At 62.8% G+C, this 14,492-nt stretch carries 16 protein-coding genes; 2 read left to right on the top strand and 14 right to left on the bottom strand.

The window, feature by feature from the left end; translation table 11 throughout:
* Positions 1-5: 5 nt before the first annotated feature.
* From ACKAMS_RS26720 to ACKAMS_RS26655, 14 genes are read right to left on the bottom strand one after another with little or no spacing between them, the layout of a single operon-like run.
* On the bottom strand, positions 6-1,484 hold the full coding sequence (locus tag ACKAMS_RS26720) for an SCO6880 family protein (RefSeq protein ID WP_161121672.1): 1,479 nt from the start codon (positions 1,482-1,484) through the stop codon (positions 6-8).
* The gene (locus tag ACKAMS_RS26715; protein WP_161121673.1) at positions 1,481-2,989 is read right to left on the bottom strand and encodes a hypothetical protein; all 1,509 of its coding nucleotides are present in this window, start codon (positions 2,987-2,989) and stop codon (positions 1,481-1,483) included. The genes ACKAMS_RS26720 and ACKAMS_RS26715 overlap by 4 nt, the downstream gene beginning before the upstream one ends.
* Complete coding sequence (locus tag ACKAMS_RS26710) at positions 2,980-3,843, bottom strand: hypothetical protein (protein ID WP_161121674.1); 864 nt, start codon at positions 3,841-3,843, stop codon at positions 2,980-2,982. Before ACKAMS_RS26710 ends, ACKAMS_RS26715 begins: the two co-directional genes overlap by 10 nt.
* A gap of 54 nt (positions 3,844-3,897) precedes the next feature.
* Positions 3,898-4,512, bottom strand: a complete 615-nt coding sequence (locus tag ACKAMS_RS26705) for a hypothetical protein (protein WP_161121675.1) — start codon at positions 4,510-4,512, stop codon at positions 3,898-3,900.
* Positions 4,512-4,874, bottom strand: a complete 363-nt coding sequence (locus tag ACKAMS_RS26700; RefSeq protein ID WP_161121676.1) for a hypothetical protein — start codon at positions 4,872-4,874, stop codon at positions 4,512-4,514. Before ACKAMS_RS26700 ends, ACKAMS_RS26705 begins: the two co-directional genes overlap by 1 nt.
* A complete protein-coding gene (locus tag ACKAMS_RS26695) occupies positions 4,871-5,584 on the bottom strand; it encodes a hypothetical protein (RefSeq protein WP_161121677.1) in 714 nt (237 codons plus the stop codon). Before ACKAMS_RS26695 ends, ACKAMS_RS26700 begins: the two co-directional genes overlap by 4 nt.
* Positions 5,581-5,901 (bottom strand): hypothetical protein, encoded by a 321-nt coding sequence (locus ACKAMS_RS26690; RefSeq protein WP_161121678.1) that lies wholly within the window; start codon positions 5,899-5,901, stop codon positions 5,581-5,583. The genes ACKAMS_RS26695 and ACKAMS_RS26690 overlap by 4 nt, the downstream gene beginning before the upstream one ends.
* On the bottom strand, positions 5,898-6,173 hold the full coding sequence (locus ACKAMS_RS26685) for a hypothetical protein (RefSeq protein WP_321188104.1): 276 nt from the start codon (positions 6,171-6,173) through the stop codon (positions 5,898-5,900). The genes ACKAMS_RS26690 and ACKAMS_RS26685 overlap by 4 nt, the downstream gene beginning before the upstream one ends.
* Before the next feature lie 8 nt (positions 6,174-6,181).
* Positions 6,182-6,460 (bottom strand): hypothetical protein, encoded by a 279-nt coding sequence (locus ACKAMS_RS26680; protein ID WP_011331190.1) that lies wholly within the window; start codon positions 6,458-6,460, stop codon positions 6,182-6,184.
* A gap of 24 nt (positions 6,461-6,484) precedes the next feature.
* On the bottom strand, positions 6,485-7,036 hold the full coding sequence (locus ACKAMS_RS26675) for a DUF6668 family protein (RefSeq protein ID WP_161121680.1): 552 nt from the start codon (positions 7,034-7,036) through the stop codon (positions 6,485-6,487).
* The gene (locus ACKAMS_RS26670) at positions 7,033-7,812 is read right to left on the bottom strand and encodes a hypothetical protein (RefSeq protein WP_161121681.1); all 780 of its coding nucleotides are present in this window, start codon (positions 7,810-7,812) and stop codon (positions 7,033-7,035) included. The genes ACKAMS_RS26675 and ACKAMS_RS26670 overlap by 4 nt, the downstream gene beginning before the upstream one ends.
* On the bottom strand, positions 7,809-8,957 hold the full coding sequence (locus tag ACKAMS_RS26665; protein ID WP_161121682.1) for a hypothetical protein: 1,149 nt from the start codon (positions 8,955-8,957) through the stop codon (positions 7,809-7,811). Before ACKAMS_RS26665 ends, ACKAMS_RS26670 begins: the two co-directional genes overlap by 4 nt.
* Before the next feature lie 56 nt (positions 8,958-9,013).
* On the bottom strand, positions 9,014-10,189 hold the full coding sequence (locus tag ACKAMS_RS26660; RefSeq protein WP_161121683.1) for an insoluble domain protein: 1,176 nt from the start codon (positions 10,187-10,189) through the stop codon (positions 9,014-9,016).
* The gene (locus ACKAMS_RS26655) at positions 10,182-11,864 is read right to left on the bottom strand and encodes a cutinase family protein (protein WP_161121684.1); all 1,683 of its coding nucleotides are present in this window, start codon (positions 11,862-11,864) and stop codon (positions 10,182-10,184) included. The genes ACKAMS_RS26660 and ACKAMS_RS26655 overlap by 8 nt, the downstream gene beginning before the upstream one ends.
* 871 nt (positions 11,865-12,735) lie before the next feature.
* On the opposite strand from ACKAMS_RS26655, the gene ACKAMS_RS26650 reads away from it, so the two are divergent.
* Both ACKAMS_RS26650 and ACKAMS_RS26645 read left to right on the top strand, forming a co-directional pair.
* On the top strand, positions 12,736-13,218 hold the full coding sequence (locus tag ACKAMS_RS26650) for a helix-turn-helix transcriptional regulator (RefSeq protein ID WP_161121685.1): 483 nt from the start codon (positions 12,736-12,738) through the stop codon (positions 13,216-13,218).
* Between the two features lie 295 nt (positions 13,219-13,513).
* On the top strand, positions 13,514-14,470 hold the full coding sequence (locus ACKAMS_RS26645; RefSeq protein ID WP_321188105.1) for a hypothetical protein: 957 nt from the start codon (positions 13,514-13,516) through the stop codon (positions 14,468-14,470).
* Positions 14,471-14,492: the final 22 nt, after the last annotated feature.

Raw genomic sequence — 14,492 nt, 5'->3', positions numbered from 1 at the left:
GACCCCTACACGCTGACAAACGACGGAATGGACGTGTGCTCAGGCGCGATGACACCGATCCCCATCGACACCCAATAGGCCGGGGACTGCCAGCAGAACGATCGCCGGATCGAGAGCTGACTCTGAATCGACAGGTCTCGCACCAGGTGATCGATCCGCGGAACATCCGAACTGCCGGCAGGCTGCGTGACCGTGATCAGAATCCCGAACCGTGTCAGACCATGCCCGCGAGCAACCTCCATCCGGGACTGCTCCGTCGCAGCGACCTCGAGCTTGGCCTTCGCCGTCACGATTCCGCGACCGGTGTTCATCGCCGACGTCGCGTCGCGGTGATCGCGATTGACGATGTCGGTCGCATCAGCAGCCGAATGCGGCCGGTAGACGATCGCGACCCGCTTGAGAGGCACCGCAGGATTCACATCGCACAGACGCTTGAGAACACTCTCGTGAATCGCTGACTTCGGTGCCTCACGCATCTCCCACGTCACCGACACCGCGCCGTCATGTGTGAGTCGGTCCTTGCCCGCGATCTGAGTACGAGGACCACAATCAGCCCAGGTCAGCCCGGTACCTTCGCCGGAGAACAGAGCCTGCTCGATACTTTCCAGCGATGCCGGATCTACCGTGCGGCGGACCATACCGATGATTTCGTCGGCGCTCATCGGCGTGCACGGCACACCAGCACGAGCGCCTGCGGCGGTGATCTGCGGCAGACGGCGCGCGATCTCCACAGCCTGCTCGGAGGGGTCCTTCTTCCGGTCCGCGGTCTGCGCCTTGAACGTGATCGAAATACGGGCGCCGAGACGGATACCGCCCGTGGTCAACCCCTTCGAGAGCTGGTACATCGAATCGCGAGCCAACTGAGGTGCGTCGCCCCGGACCTTCTGGGAGACCGTCTCGCGCAACTCGATTCCCGTGTTCGGCAAGGTCTCCACGACTGCGACCAGGGCCATGATGTCGGAAGTCTCGCCCATCATGGTCAACATCTGAGACCAGTTGCCCACCGCCTGATCGAGCACCGCCTGATCGAAGTTCTCACTGCCCTGCGGGTGCGCGTCCAGTACCACGGTGTAGCCGTCGACCTGCGGCATGTGAAGCATCCCGAAGGGGCGATTGTTCGCGTCGATCTGCTGGTACAGCTCGGTATCGGCGAGCACTCCCGGCGGCCGGTACTTCCCGCCGGGGATCCTCGAGAACGTGCCCGAGCTGTAGACATGCTCCCCGCGCTTGACCGAACGTCTCCACTGCCACATCAGAATTGCCCTTTCATATCCGCTTCGTCCGTCTCTCTCGATCAGCAACGGCACGAACGCAATTGCGAACACCACCGCAAAACCCATTGCCCACAAAAAGCCGATGATCAAGCTCGACAACAGGAGGACAACCACCGCGACGATCCCGATGATCGTTGTTCCGAACGTCGCGCCCGCCATACCTGTCGAGCGGGGGCGACGCCAGTTTCCGTACATCCGGTACTCGGTCATCGTTCGAACCCTCCGTTATTGGCTGGTGCGGCGCCGACCAGCGAGTCGTTCGCCGAATCGTGATCACGGGAACCTTCATCCGCGCCGCCGGCACCCGACGACATTCCTTGACTCGTCGGCGTGCCCTCAGTCCCGCCCTGCACACCACTGCTGGGCGGGGTGCCTTGACTGGTGGGTGTTCCTTCGTTGCCGCCCTGCGCATTTCCCTGGCCGGGTGTGTCGCCGCCCGCTGTGCCGAAGTTCGCGGGCGCGCTCACGTTGGCCCCGCCAGGAGGGCCTTGCGCCCCATTCGCACCGCTCGTTGCCGCAGCAGTGCCTCCGCCTGCGCCCGCGGAAGCTCCGCCGGTGGCGATCATTCCGCCGACCTTCGCGCCGACCGCAGCGGCACCTGCAGCAGCAGCCAAACCGCTGCCACCGCCGCCCATCGCGCCTACAGCCGGTGTGACCAAGCGCATCAACGACGGGAGAACCAACGCTGCAGAGCACAACAGCAGTGCGCCGATCAGCGCTGTCATCGCGCCGCCGTTCTCCTCCCGAGAGGGAGCGGATTGCATGAAAAGCATTGCCGCGACTCCGATCACGAAGGAACCGACGGGCTTGAACAGCAGGAATGCCAGTGTCCAGGCGACCATCTTCTCGTACGCCTGTGACCCGATTTTCGTGCCGCCAGCGGCCCCGGCAATCGGAATCGCAGCGCAGATGACGACCAGCAGTCCCATCCGCATCAGCAGCAGGAACGCCATGACCAAACCGCCGAGAATTCCGATGAAGCCGATGACGTACAGCAACGCCGAACCGCCCGGAGTGGCGTAGACGCCGATTTGAATCATCGCGTCCACCAGCGCATCCGGGTCAGATCCGACTGTGCCGTCGATGAACCACCGAGACACGTTGTCCGAAACCCGAGTGCCGAGAACAACGAAGAATCCGATCGACCCGGACAGAATCGTCGCCCGCGCTAATTGCTGAACACCTTCGGTGGAGATGTCCCGGATCGTGCCGGATCTGGCCATCATCAACCGGATTCCGAGGAACATCACCGAGACAGTCAGGAACGCGATTTGGATGTAGTACGTGTATTCGGTGATCCGTCCGAGGGTCTCCATGAACGAGGATTCGTCCTGGCCGGGAATGGTGATCCACCAGCCCAATGCGAACTTGAGGACTGATGCGCCCGCGTCACCGAAACTCAGACCCGCAGTCTCGAACGCCCCGGTCGCGGCCTTCTTTATCAGAGTCTGCGGTGCAGTTGCCACCGCCTCGATCGCGTCGCCGCAGTTCGGCACATCAATGCCGGTAATAGCTCCGAAGACGTCCAAGCCTTGTGAGGCGCCTGGGATCGCTGCAGTTAGCCCGCAATCGGCCGCATTCAGAATCGTGCCGCCCACAGATGGCTCGTCGTCCTGGGCAAATGCAGCAGAAGCCGATCCAAGGAGGGCAATGAAAGCGATGACTACAACCAGAACCACTCGCTTCGCGTTGGAAACGGCCCTGTTCACCACCATGATGTCCACCCACCCGAGAAGTCGGGCAGATCCTGAACGTCGGCTCGTCCCTTCGGTGGGATGACAGCGGACCAACCAATTCCGTCGCGCCACACGAGGTCCAGCCACATGTCGCGGTTACTCATGCGTCCTGAATCGAGCTGCACTGTCGCCCCGAGATGGACGCGGGCAAGATCGTCGTTGTAGTCGACCTTGATCATTTGCAGCACGCGCGAGGGAAAGTTGTCTGGTGCTGCACCGGGCTGCCCAGAGCTGTTGAACTTGATCAGCTCAGGAAGGGTGTTGTTCGGGTCGGACACCACGCCGGCGTCCTGCAGCATCTTCACCCGGGTGTTTCCGGTTGCCAGGTAACTGAAGTAGTGAACTCCCGCCAAGCCCGCACCTTGAGCGGTACGGGAGAAGCCGGTGGCCACGCCGCTGTCACTGAAACCTGTCGGGCCGTCGGACGTCGAGAACGGAAGGTGCATGTTCTCGTGGACCTGCTGGAGCATGATCCCGGACGGCGCAGTCGTCGCCGCGCGCCCCGTCGCTGGGGCGGACTGCCGCAAGATGACCCCGTTCGTGTTCAACGGGACATAAACCACGCGGCCCTTCTCGTCGAAGAACGGATCAGTCGCGAACTGGTCCTGTTCGACTGCCTCCGTCGCGCCATTGCCCTGATCGCCTGCCGGAACCAATGGTTCGTCACCGCCGCGCACCGCAATGACAATCGAGAAGATCAGGCCGGCCACGAGAATCACGACGAAGATCGAGCCTCCCATCAGCCAACGGAGAGAGAGGTCTCGTCCGGAATCGGAGCCCGAATCCGTGGGCGCCGACTCTTTCGGCGGTGCCTCGGTGGGGTGTTCACTCATCAACTCGTCCGTTCTTGATAGGATGGGTGCTAAATAGAATAGCGTGTTGCGGCATCATTTCCGCGTTCCTTCCAAATCGACCATGTCGGAAGGAATTTCCGTCAACTCTTTTGCGCCTACCGCGTTCTCCGGAGTGGGAAGGTCGAGCTTCCAATCGGTCTCGACCCAGACGACGTTCGTACGGGTGGAAGCCAACGAATCGTCGGGGAAACGCTGGACGACATCGACTGCAGCGTTGCTCTCGCTGTAGTTCTCGAACCGGTAGCCAAGGATCGACGGAGCCACTGATGGATCGATCGACCCCGTCGCCGTGATCAATGCCCGATTGACGGCAAATGCGTCACGGCCCTCGCCGGGGGCTGCGACGACCGGAAGCACTTTCGACCAGGAGATATCCGACGCTGTGGACAACTGCACGGACTGGCCGATCGCAGCCAGAGCTGCGCCCTGTGGCGTGTGGGAAAACCCTGTGAGCGGTTCCCAGATGCCGCTACGGGGACCGTCGGCCACACCGATCGGTACCGATATCCCGTTCAGGCTCGACCACGACGAGATCTCCGGTGCCGCAGTCAATGACACCTCCGGGACGTCGTTTTCCTCCGGTGAGCTGCCACACCCTGCCAACACCAATGCCGCCGCCGCAACCGATACACACGCAAGAACTCGCATTACTTCTCCTCTTCCAGCGGGGGGTACTTCTGCTGAATGTCGTTGACCAGACTTGGTTTCTCCGGTGGTGGACCCGAGTTCTCCGGGATACGGCCCGCGTCGATGAGGACGACTGCGATTCCGATCGCGGCGGCACTTGCCAGAACCCATCCGGCAAGTGCTGCCGCGAGTTCCGCGATCGTTGGAGACTCCAGGCCCGCAGTGTGTTTGTGGTCCCACGCCATACGGGCGCCGACGAACATGATCTTCGCGATGCAGACCGCTGCCGCGATTCCCGCGATCCATCCGAATGCCGTGCTGATGTCCTTGACTACGTATTCCGGCAGTTCGACTGCCGCCAGGACAGCCACCGAGGCGCTCATACGGGCGGCATTTCGATGACGGCGATCGCGATCGCCACAGCGAGCATCCCACCCACCGCTAACATTCCCGCCGCGAGAGAGGTCCGGAAGATAATCCACAACTGGCCGTTGATCTTCCGCCGCCGGGGCATGGTCGGACCGTCCACCGACCAGACCGCCAGCGTGAACAACCCGAACACCAAGGCAAGAGTCACCAGAAGCATCACGAACCACGCACCGTTACTCGCCACACGGTCCGCGACCGCACCACCTTCGATCCACTGATCGCGGGGAGGCGCATCGGCCAACATCAAATTCAGGAACCGCTCCGGCCACGCCATCAGAATCGCGGCCACTGCCAGGGACGCGGCGGCAACGACTGCGCCCGCGGCGTACACCCAGGGGCTGACGTATCCGCTGACCCACCGCGCCGACTGCCGCGACATACGGATCACTGCGGCTTCCGCGACGTGGACATGGCCGGGCTCGTCCTTAAATGCACGAGGCTTCCGGCGTTCCTGATTGACAAAAGCCTGTGTAATCCGGCTCGCTGCCCGGTGAAACGCTGCCTGACGATCATGATGTTCGACCGGAACTCCGTCGGCGGCGAACGTGTATTCCTGGACGTCGCGGATCTGCTGCTCCCACGCCCACTCGTCGCCGGGCGAGTACAGCAGCCCGCGTCGACCTTCGGGAAGCGAAATCGGTTTCTGTAGTTCGGTGTTGGTCACGATGACGTCCTTTTGGGGTTGCGGAAGTAGAGGCGTACCGAGTGCGCGGTGGCAAAGATGGTTGCGGCGGCAGCGATAACGACGACTGGCCACATCACCCACTCCAACTGACCGAGCATGTCCTTGCAGAGAGTGGTGCTGCCGGCGGCAACAGTGGCGTAGCACTGCGCTGGAGGTACGAACGGTTCGCGGGCGCGCAGCACGAGTAACACCCCGATAGAGACAGCCGTGAACAGCAAGACCGTGGCAGGGCGGAGTATCAGCAATCCCACTGGGGTCTGCGCGCCGCCGCGCTCACGAGTTGTTTTGGCGCTCATGACGACACCAGCTGCAGAATCAACAAGGCTGTACCGGCGATCAGAATGCCGCCCCCTTGACCGACAACGAGCTTGAGGGTGTAACGCGGAGCGTTGCGATCCTTCTCACGTAGGTACCGGCGACCTCGTGGGGTGACGAACATGCCGCCGATGACTGCCATGACCGCCACGCAGGCGAACAGAACGATCCACAGGATCCAGGTCAGGATATTGAGGAACGGCCCCGGACCGACGGGAGGAGGGACGATGATCAAGTCTGACGTGGCGGTCATGGCGGACATCAGGCGGTGACCGCGTTCAGGATCGTGGTCGCGGATCCAGCGATCACCGCGCCAGCGAGGGAACCGATCAGCATCTTCACGGCGTCACTTTCACCGCGGGACCACTTCTCCCACGCGAACTTTCCGCCGGAAACGATCACGGCCGCAACGCAACCGAACAGAACGATCCACAGGACCCAGTTCAGGATGCGGAGAAAGCCGTTCGCTCCTGGGGGCAGTTCGGCGTTGACGTTGAAGTCCACCGCGAGGATCGCGGTGTCGTAAATGGTGTGAACCATGGGTTTTCCTTTCGGGGTGGGAGTTCAGTGCCCGGAACGCAGGTCGGGAAGTGAACGCTGAATTTCTGTGAGGATGCCGATGCCGGCAGCGATCACATCCGTAGGAACTGCATTGGTTCCCTTGGTCTGTTCGGGCAGCCCGTCGAGCGGATGCCAGCGAGGGAGAGCTGTGAGAGCGGCGGCCGCGAGGAACTTGTGCCATTCGATCCGCCAGTGCGCTCCTGCTGCAGCGGAAACGATGTCGCGGTACTGACGCACGCTCTTGTCGAGCGTCGGCGAGGCCGCAACTGTGACCAGACCCAACAGCCGGGAGGACAGTTCGCGTTCCTTGTGACGGACGATCAGCTCGTGGGCTGCCTTGAGTCCGTCGCTGGTCTCTCGGGCGACGATCACCACGTACGGCGACTCCGCCTCCACGTTGGTTCCGCACGGCCACTGGCGGTCACTGTCGCCGGTGAAGCTGAGCCACTGTGCCAGCGTGGACACTCCGGCACCGCCCTTGGAGCCCATCAGCCACACCGCAGGGCCGGGACGGTCCAAGGTGATCGGAGCTTCGAGAACATCCCCTGCGCTCATGCCATTTGTCCTTTCTGATCGGAGCTCTCGGCTGTAGCAGGGGCTTTGAGGCTGCCGAGAACGTCGAGTGCGTCCGTCCACGCATCGAGGGTCGAGGCAGCGAGTTCGCGGTGGTCGATCACGCCCGGACGAGCGAGAGCCGGATCGAACGGGACCTCGACGAAACCTGCGATCTGTGGAGTCAGGGCCGCCTTAATCGGCGCCAAATTGACTGGCGATCTGGGCATCTGGTGAGAGATGACCACGATGGTGTCTTCGAGGGTCGCAGCGCCGTATGTCGCCATCAGCCACTTCATCGCCTCCCTCATCCGGCTCAGCGGTTCGGTGCGCGCCGGAGCGACCACGACCAGCGCGGCACCGGACTCGATCAGCGGTGAAAGCCGCGGAGACCGAAGGGCGGTGCCCACGTCGTAGACGCGGGCCGTGTCGCGGCTCTGAAGCAGCATGTCCACCAGCGCGGGATCTTGGCCCTGACTGACCGGCGAGCGTCCCACGACGAGCATCCCCGAGCTGGTCTCAGCCATGTGTGAGCCGAAGACATCGATCGAGCGGGAGGCGTTGACTGCACGGAAACGGCTGCGATCGAGCAGGTTTCCGCCGTCGCTGGTCGAGTCGACAGCGGTGACGTCCTTGCCGGTGCCCAACCGTAGGGCGGTCGCCAGGCCGAACGTGGTCGTAGTGGTCGATGCGCCACCGGACCCGGCGACGACCATTGCCGACACCTTCTCCGGCTCAGCGACTTTCGGTGCGCGTCTGATAGGGACGACGTTGCTCATGCGGGGATCTCCTCGAGTGCGGCGATTTTCAGACCTGAACCGGCATCGGCGACGGTGATGCGCTGCTTGGTGCTGCCTTCGGTGCCTGCTTCGGTACGCAGGAGCAGCTGAACCTCGAACACGTTCGGGGTCGGCGTAGGCGAGATGGTCAGGCAGTGCTCGGTACCCAGCGCGGCAGCAGCGTCGATCGACGCCTGCAGAGGCGGGAGCGGTTGCGGGGTGACGTACATCGACGACACCTTCGCCGCGTCACGCTGGACGTAGTACGCGTAATCGAACGCCTGAATCAGCCCAGGCCCGGAAGTTTGATCACCGGCACCGTTGCCGACGACCTTGCCGCCGGCCGACGAAGGAGAGCACCACGCCGGAGTCTCCGCGATCGTGGGGCCGGCGGTCTTCGCCGAGGACGGAAGCGGCGGCGCCGCAACCTCACCCCCGTCTTCGGACCCGCCGAAGACCACGGCCGCGCCGCCGACGAGAACCGCCAGCACAGCAGCAACGGCGCCGCCGAGCAGCCACGGACTACGCGAGCTGTCCGACGAGTCGCGCACCGTCTTGACCTTCGGAGGCTTGCGCGCCTTCGGAGCTTTCGGTTCCGGAGCGATCTGCTCGGTGGGCAGCTCAGCCGCCTCGACTGCCGTTCGAGCAGGTCGCCGCGGGATACGGCCGGAAATGCCGCGACGCGTGGACTCCGGAGCTGTGAGCGGACCGCGAGGAATGTGTGCGCGAACCCAATCCGGCGCCCCGGCATACGGATCGTCCTCGTCGACGCCGAGCGCAGCGGGACTGTCGCCATCGAAGGCTGCTTCGGCGGTGGTGTCCTCCGCTGCGCCGTAATGCTCGACGACCGGATCCACCACAGCGTCAGGGACATACACCGGAAGAACCGTGGTGACGTCCTGATCGACGGGGAAGCCCCCGACCGGCAGAGGTTCGCTCTCGTACTCGACCGGTTCGACGTCGATACCGACGAGCGGAAGCATGACATCGTCGTCGCCGGCATCGTCATCAGTTGTGTAGTCGATCTCGTAGTTTTCCTGCGGCACAGGGAAATCCACGTCACCGCGCATCCCGATGTCGTCATTCCCGTAGTGCTCGAGCACATCAGGGAACAGTTCGTTGTCCGTGCGATTGTCCGTCGCCATTTTTCCTCCGAAGTAGGTCGGCGAGGGCAGGATCAAGTCCTGCCCTCGCCAGTGGCTCACGCCGGGATACCGGCACCGATGGCGTCGGCGATCATTCCGAGCGGCAGACCGGGGACGGCCGTGTTCGCCTGGAAATCGGTCACTGCCTGGTCGAATGCAGCCACAGCACCAGCGCCGCCGGGAACCGAGGTGACCGCGTCGCGGATCTGCTGATCGACAACCGGTGCAGAAGCGACGGTGTTGCGAACCGTGTCAGCGGCAGCGGTACCGACCGGCGGGCTGGCCGACCACTGATCGAGAACGGCTTCCGTCTGCTCCGTGATCGCGGGCTGATCGACGTCCGGGATCTCGAAGTCAATCGGCTGCCCCAAATCGCCTGCACCGTAGGCAGATGCAGCGAGAGCGCCACTCGCGCCGCCGACCACTGCGCCACCGATAGCAGCAGGCACACCGAGCACAGCAGCGCCGATACCCGCGCCGGTCGCGGTACCCACGACGCCTGCGGGCACAAGGCCGATCGGGCTCAAGATCGGTGTGAACAGGCCGACCGCCGAAGTGCCGCCGATGGTTCCACCGACCAACGCGCCAACCGTGGCCGCGGGAACACCAGCCGCGGCGGCACCTGTAAGAGCACCAGCGGCAGCGCCACCAACCTGCGCGGCGGCGAGACGTTCAGCCTCATCGGCGTCGATGCCGGTCGAACGCCAGAAGTCGGTCACCTGAGCTTCGATGACAGCGGTCTGACCGTTGGTCTTGTCCGCAGTGTCCTTGGTGATCCAGTTCGGGCGATCAGCGAGGTAGCGGCCGAAACGGATCTTGTCCTCGGGTGCCTGAATCGGTGCTGTGAACGTCTCGAGCTGCGTCGGAAGGTGAATCGAGCTGTAGTCGATCGGCGCAACATAGTTGTCGTTGTTGCTGTAGGTCGGCGGAACGTACTCGTTGGTGTTGTAGTCCCAGTTGTCGAGCGGCCGCGTCGGCTGCTGGGTGTACTCGACCGGCGCCGGAACCCAGGTCTGAACCGGAGCAGGAGCCGGTGCGGTGGTCGTGACGCCGCCCTGCGTGGGAGGAGCCGTTGTGGTCACACCGCCTTGCGTGGGAGGAGCTGTCGTGACGCCGCCCTGTGTCGGTGCAGCGTTCGCGACGCCGCCGAAACCGGCGACCATGACTGCAGCGGTGATCGCCGTAGTTCCGGCGACCCTCACGATCCGGCCCTGTTTAGTGTGCTTACCCATGATTTTCTTTCCCTTCGGTGGATGAATCTGTAGTCAGGCCGGTCTGTGGTTCCGTCGACGTGGCGACGGTGGTGGAGGTTGCCGCCGACGGCGTCGAGGTGGAGCTCGACGACGTGGCGGAGGTTCGAGAGGTTGTCGGTGTGGCCGACGGCGTGGTGGTTCGAGTGGTGCTCGTCGACGACGTGGTCGACGAGGTCTTCGAGCTGGAGGAGGAAGAGCCGCCGGTCTTGAGGTCAGCGGCCGCAGCGGCGAACAGCTTCGCCACGTAGTCGGTCGGAGCAAGGCCGGTCGAGGTCGCAGACGCCGATCCGTACGAGCCGTGAGCGGCCTGGACATTCGAGTACTTCGTCAGCGCGGCCAGGTCGAACAGATCCTTGTTCGCGTTCACTTCGCCCTTGACCAGGTCGAAGGTCTGCTTGACCACGCGCTGCGTAGTGGCCGGCGGAATGAGGTTGACCACCGCGTCGACCGTCTTCGCGGCGATGATGCCGAAGGCCGCAGCCGGATTCGCCAGACCCACCGCAGCAACTGCCGCGATCGTTTCGGGCGTGATGACCTTCTTCGCGACCGTGACCACGGCATTGACCGCAACCAGGCCGACCTTCATCAGCGCGGAGATTGCTTCCTTGCCGGTCGGCGGAGTGGCCCGAGGATCGGAGCTTTCCGCCAATCGCTGCGAGAGCGTCTTCTTCGGTGTGATCGACAGGTTCTCGATCGAGTTCTTCGGAACCGAGATGTCCTCGTTGATGACATCGACGGCGGTGTTGAACGCAGTCGACGCGAGCGCAAGGCCGATGCTCTGCACTGCGACGAACGGGTCGCCGCCGACTTCTGCCTGACCTGCGACGTTCGCGACAGCGCGAGCGATGGGAGCGTTCGGCGGTGCGTCACAAGCGAGGTCGCCGGTCTCGCACCACATCGACACCCGGCCACTCAGCGAGCCGAAGCTGGCGGCGGTATCGGCTGTCGGACCGATACCGCCACCTGTCGCCGTCGTGACCGTGACCGCAGGCAAAGCCTTCACCGCTGTGCCCGACGTACCGGGAACCGGTGACGGAGTGGTCTGCGAAGTACCGGGGAAAACGCCGGAGCCCGTCGAGCGGGTCGGCGACCCGAACAAGGCGCCTGCAGCGATCTTCGCCGCAGGTACAGAGCTGATCTCGCCCTTGCCGACCTTTTCGAGGAAATCCGAGGCAGCGTGCGCGCCCTGGCTGTAACCGACCACCGCGAGCTTGGTGGAGCCGCACGCACTGATGACCTTCTCCGCAGCAGCCTTGAGGTTGTCCTCCGCCGTACCTACCGACACGGCGTACGACTCTTTGCCGCCGGGAACCGCGCCGCCGAACCCAGCCGGGTACGGAACGTATGCCCGATCAACGGAAGCGCCGAGTTGGCGCGCTTCCTCCATCAGCGGGGACATGACGTTCGAGAGCATCCCGGTATCGGCCTTCACCGGAGCATCCGGTGACGACTGCCCGGTGCCCTGCATACCGAGGACGTACAACTCGGGGCAGTTCGAGACCAACTGATCGAGCCAGCTGGTCTCTGCCTGTGCAGGAACGACATTCGCACCCACACCCACAGCGACTGTGACTGCGCAAACAAGCGCGGACGCAGCCACGCGGCCGAGAGGCCGGCGGATGCTCACCGTCGGTGAACTCTGATCCTTCTTCATCCGAAACCTTCTAATCTGGTTGTGGGCCAAGGTCTTTACCTCGCGATTCGGGGTTCGCGTCAGTCGGGCAGATGGCCCTTCACGAAGCGCCGAAAGATGCTGGAAGAAGTGGGAAGTTGTGTGTGGCCCACGGCGCACACACGGAAAAATCCGGAAACCGGAGCATTGACGCAGACGTGTCCAGGCCTGCGGCCTGGGCATTTAACGACGCTCGCGAACAGTGGGATGCAACGCTTGGAGGCGCCCATCTGCTCTCTCCTGGATGAGGGCGAGATGGGCGCCGTGTCGACCTGCCCGTCTGACGGTGCATGGGTCACCGGATTAGCGGCCGACAATATTCCGACCCCATAGCGAGGCCGGGTCAAGGGGGTGGCGTCCGCCCGGTCGCCAAACGATGCGATCTGGGCGGACGCCGCGCGGTTGACCGGCATAAATGCTTGTGCTGAAGCATTGTTCGCCGGAACCGAGTTCAAGGGGTTACCGAGATCGGACTCAGTAACATGCGGCTCCACCGGAACGATGTCAAAAGGTGTTGCAGTAGGCCGATTCACGTCAGCCGCCTCCACTTTGCGGTCTACGACGGACCGCATAAGCTCAGAAGCCTGTGGTCCACCTGGGTGTACGCGTATGCCTATGTGTGCCACAGGCAAAAAGGGCCCCTGGATGTGGAACCGGACGCCAATCAGGAGTCCACTTCCAGGGGTTTTGCGCTCAACATCCAATGGATGTCAGCGCGTCAGCGTCAGATCGTCACAACTTCCCTTCCGTGTTTACCGTCACCGGTATAGTTCTTCGATAGTGCGAGGGGGGCATCTAAATATAGCCAACGAAAGATGTCCACATTCGCAAACCGTACTGGGAAGGCGGCACAGTGTCTAGCGATGAAGACAAAAACCCGGGCGGCTTGATGAGCCGTCGAATGATGCGCGGGTTCTCTCCGGCTGCCCTGAAGAAGGCTCGTGAGGCCAGAAAAGTCGGCCGCGCCGCACTTGCTCGCAGTGCAGGTGTAAGTAGTTCGACGGTTCGGCGGTGGGAGAACGGCCAGGTCTCTCCTGGCGTGGACCTGCTGGCGCAGGTAGCCGTCGTACTCGGCATCGAGATTTCCGATGTCGTATTGGTGCCTGTCGATACCCGCTACCCAGGAGACTGGCGCGTACTCAAAGGTCTTACTCAGATGCAACTTGCCGCTGCGGTGGGCGTCACTACCGAAGTGATTGGTGCCATCGAACGTGGTGAAAGAGTCGTTCCGTATGTCATCGCGGCGAAACTTGCGAAGAAACTGGGTATCTCGGTCGAGGAATTGGTGGCGGCGAATCGTCGCGCGCATGATCGCGGGCTCGACGAGCCGGCCTGAATCGATACTCGGTTCAGTAGGGACGAATCTACTCACGTCGCGATCTAAAACCGGCATCATTTGACAGCTCCCCCCTTTTTTTGGCAACCGGAAACAGACCCACAGAATGTGGGCCTCTGCTTCCGGAAGGGAGTCGCTCACCGACCGGTGCTGTGACAAGGCGTAGCCATGTCGCCGCTCAGTAAATACCGGCGAAACGGATCCGCGCAAACTTTGTGAGCACTGCCACAAACCAATCAGTTTGTTTAAGTACGTACCGGTAGGTTTCGATTCGCATGCCGCTTATGCTGGTCAAATGGCGACAAAGGGAATGTGGCTTGCCGTCGACATCATCGGCACGGCCTACGGAAAAGACGTGTTCATCCACTCAGCGGGCGGCGAGCGAGTTGCGTCGACGCTCCCACGCTGTGCCGGCCAACTTGGGCTCGGCAAGAAGGGAGAGATGGTCGTCGAGGCTGTTGTCCGGTCTCTTCTCGCAGGCAAAGAAGTCCCGAAGGTAGATGGCCTCATTGTCGAAAGTCACCAGATCGATGCATCCGACGGAACGCCGGTCGCCCTGATCGTTTGGATCGGTGAGAACGAACCCGAACCCCGGCCGACCTACAACGTGTGGGTTCTGGACATGTCCGCGATGACGACGCGAACCAGCGGCGACGACCCGTCCATGATTGGAGACGGACGTGAAGCGGGCGAGGAACGCCACGTCCAATATCTCTTCACCTGGCTCAACCCAGAAGACGCCTGGGGCATGGTCGGCGGCTACTACGACGCCCTCACCGGCGAAGACGGCATGCTCATCCAGAGCTACTGGTCCCTCCGTCCCGATGGCGCAGAATTTGTTCATATGTGGTCGTCCTGCCGGCTACGTCTGACCGACGACGGAAACCAGCGCACGCTCTACGGGCTCACGCTTCGCCTCCAAGAGCGGGAACTCGAAGCGAACATTGCATCGCTGGTCAAGTACAGCAACGCCACCCTCATGCTCGTGGAAGCGCGCAACCGAATCCCGTTGACAACGGTCGGCAAGCACGCACCACTACGCGAATCGCAGGTTGCTCAAGTGCTCGACCAGATCGACCTCGAACAGCTAGCCAGCCACAACGACCCTGATAGCGGCGCTCAAAAGGTCCTGATCGACGGCGAGCCCTACACCGCAGCGACATTCGAGTTGCACTCCGCACGAGCCCGTGAAAAGCACGGCGATCCCGTCGCCATCATTCTCCTACTCGAGGATTCAGCAACGTCCGCCTAACAAGGCACCGAACGCCTCATTC

The organism is Rhodococcus sp. 5A-K4 (assembly GCF_046097995.1).
GTDB lineage: Bacteria > Actinomycetota > Actinomycetes > Mycobacteriales > Mycobacteriaceae > Rhodococcus_F > Rhodococcus_F erythropolis.
The sequence above is the reverse complement of the archived record's forward strand: the minus strand, read 5'-3'. Positions and strand labels throughout refer to the sequence as shown.

Bases quoted from the DNA above. Each gene is read 5' to 3' on its own strand.
- ACKAMS_RS26680 (WP_011331190.1), bottom strand. From the start codon at position 6,460: ATGGTTCACACCATTTACGACACCGCGATCCTCGCGGTGGACTTCAAC.
- ACKAMS_RS26685 (WP_321188104.1), bottom strand. From the start codon at position 6,173: ATGACCGCCACGTCAGACTTGATCATCGTCCCTCCTCCCGTCGGTCCG.
- ACKAMS_RS26700 (WP_161121676.1), bottom strand. From the start codon at position 4,874: ATGAGCGCCTCGGTGGCTGTCCTGGCGGCAGTCGAACTGCCGGAATAC.
- ACKAMS_RS26670 (WP_161121681.1), bottom strand. From the start codon at position 7,812: ATGAGCAACGTCGTCCCTATCAGACGCGCACCGAAAGTCGCTGAGCCG.
- ACKAMS_RS26715 (WP_161121673.1), bottom strand. From the start codon at position 2,989: ATGGTGGTGAACAGGGCCGTTTCCAACGCGAAGCGAGTGGTTCTGGTT.
- ACKAMS_RS26705 (WP_161121675.1), bottom strand. From the start codon at position 4,512: ATGCGAGTTCTTGCGTGTGTATCGGTTGCGGCGGCGGCATTGGTGTTG.
- ACKAMS_RS26645 (WP_321188105.1), top strand. From the start codon at position 13,514: ATGGCGACAAAGGGAATGTGGCTTGCCGTCGACATCATCGGCACGGCC.
- ACKAMS_RS26665 (WP_161121682.1), bottom strand. From the start codon at position 8,957: ATGGCGACGGACAATCGCACGGACAACGAACTGTTCCCTGATGTGCTC.
- ACKAMS_RS26655 (WP_161121684.1), bottom strand. From the start codon at position 11,864: ATGAAGAAGGATCAGAGTTCACCGACGGTGAGCATCCGCCGGCCTCTC.
- ACKAMS_RS26690 (WP_161121678.1), bottom strand. From the start codon at position 5,901: ATGAGCGCCAAAACAACTCGTGAGCGCGGCGGCGCGCAGACCCCAGTG.
- ACKAMS_RS26660 (WP_161121683.1), bottom strand. From the start codon at position 10,189: ATGGGTAAGCACACTAAACAGGGCCGGATCGTGAGGGTCGCCGGAACT.
- ACKAMS_RS26675 (WP_161121680.1), bottom strand. From the start codon at position 7,036: ATGAGCGCAGGGGATGTTCTCGAAGCTCCGATCACCTTGGACCGTCCC.
- ACKAMS_RS26710 (WP_161121674.1), bottom strand. From the start codon at position 3,843: ATGAGTGAACACCCCACCGAGGCACCGCCGAAAGAGTCGGCGCCCACG.
- ACKAMS_RS26720 (WP_161121672.1), bottom strand. From the start codon at position 1,484: ATGACCGAGTACCGGATGTACGGAAACTGGCGTCGCCCCCGCTCGACA.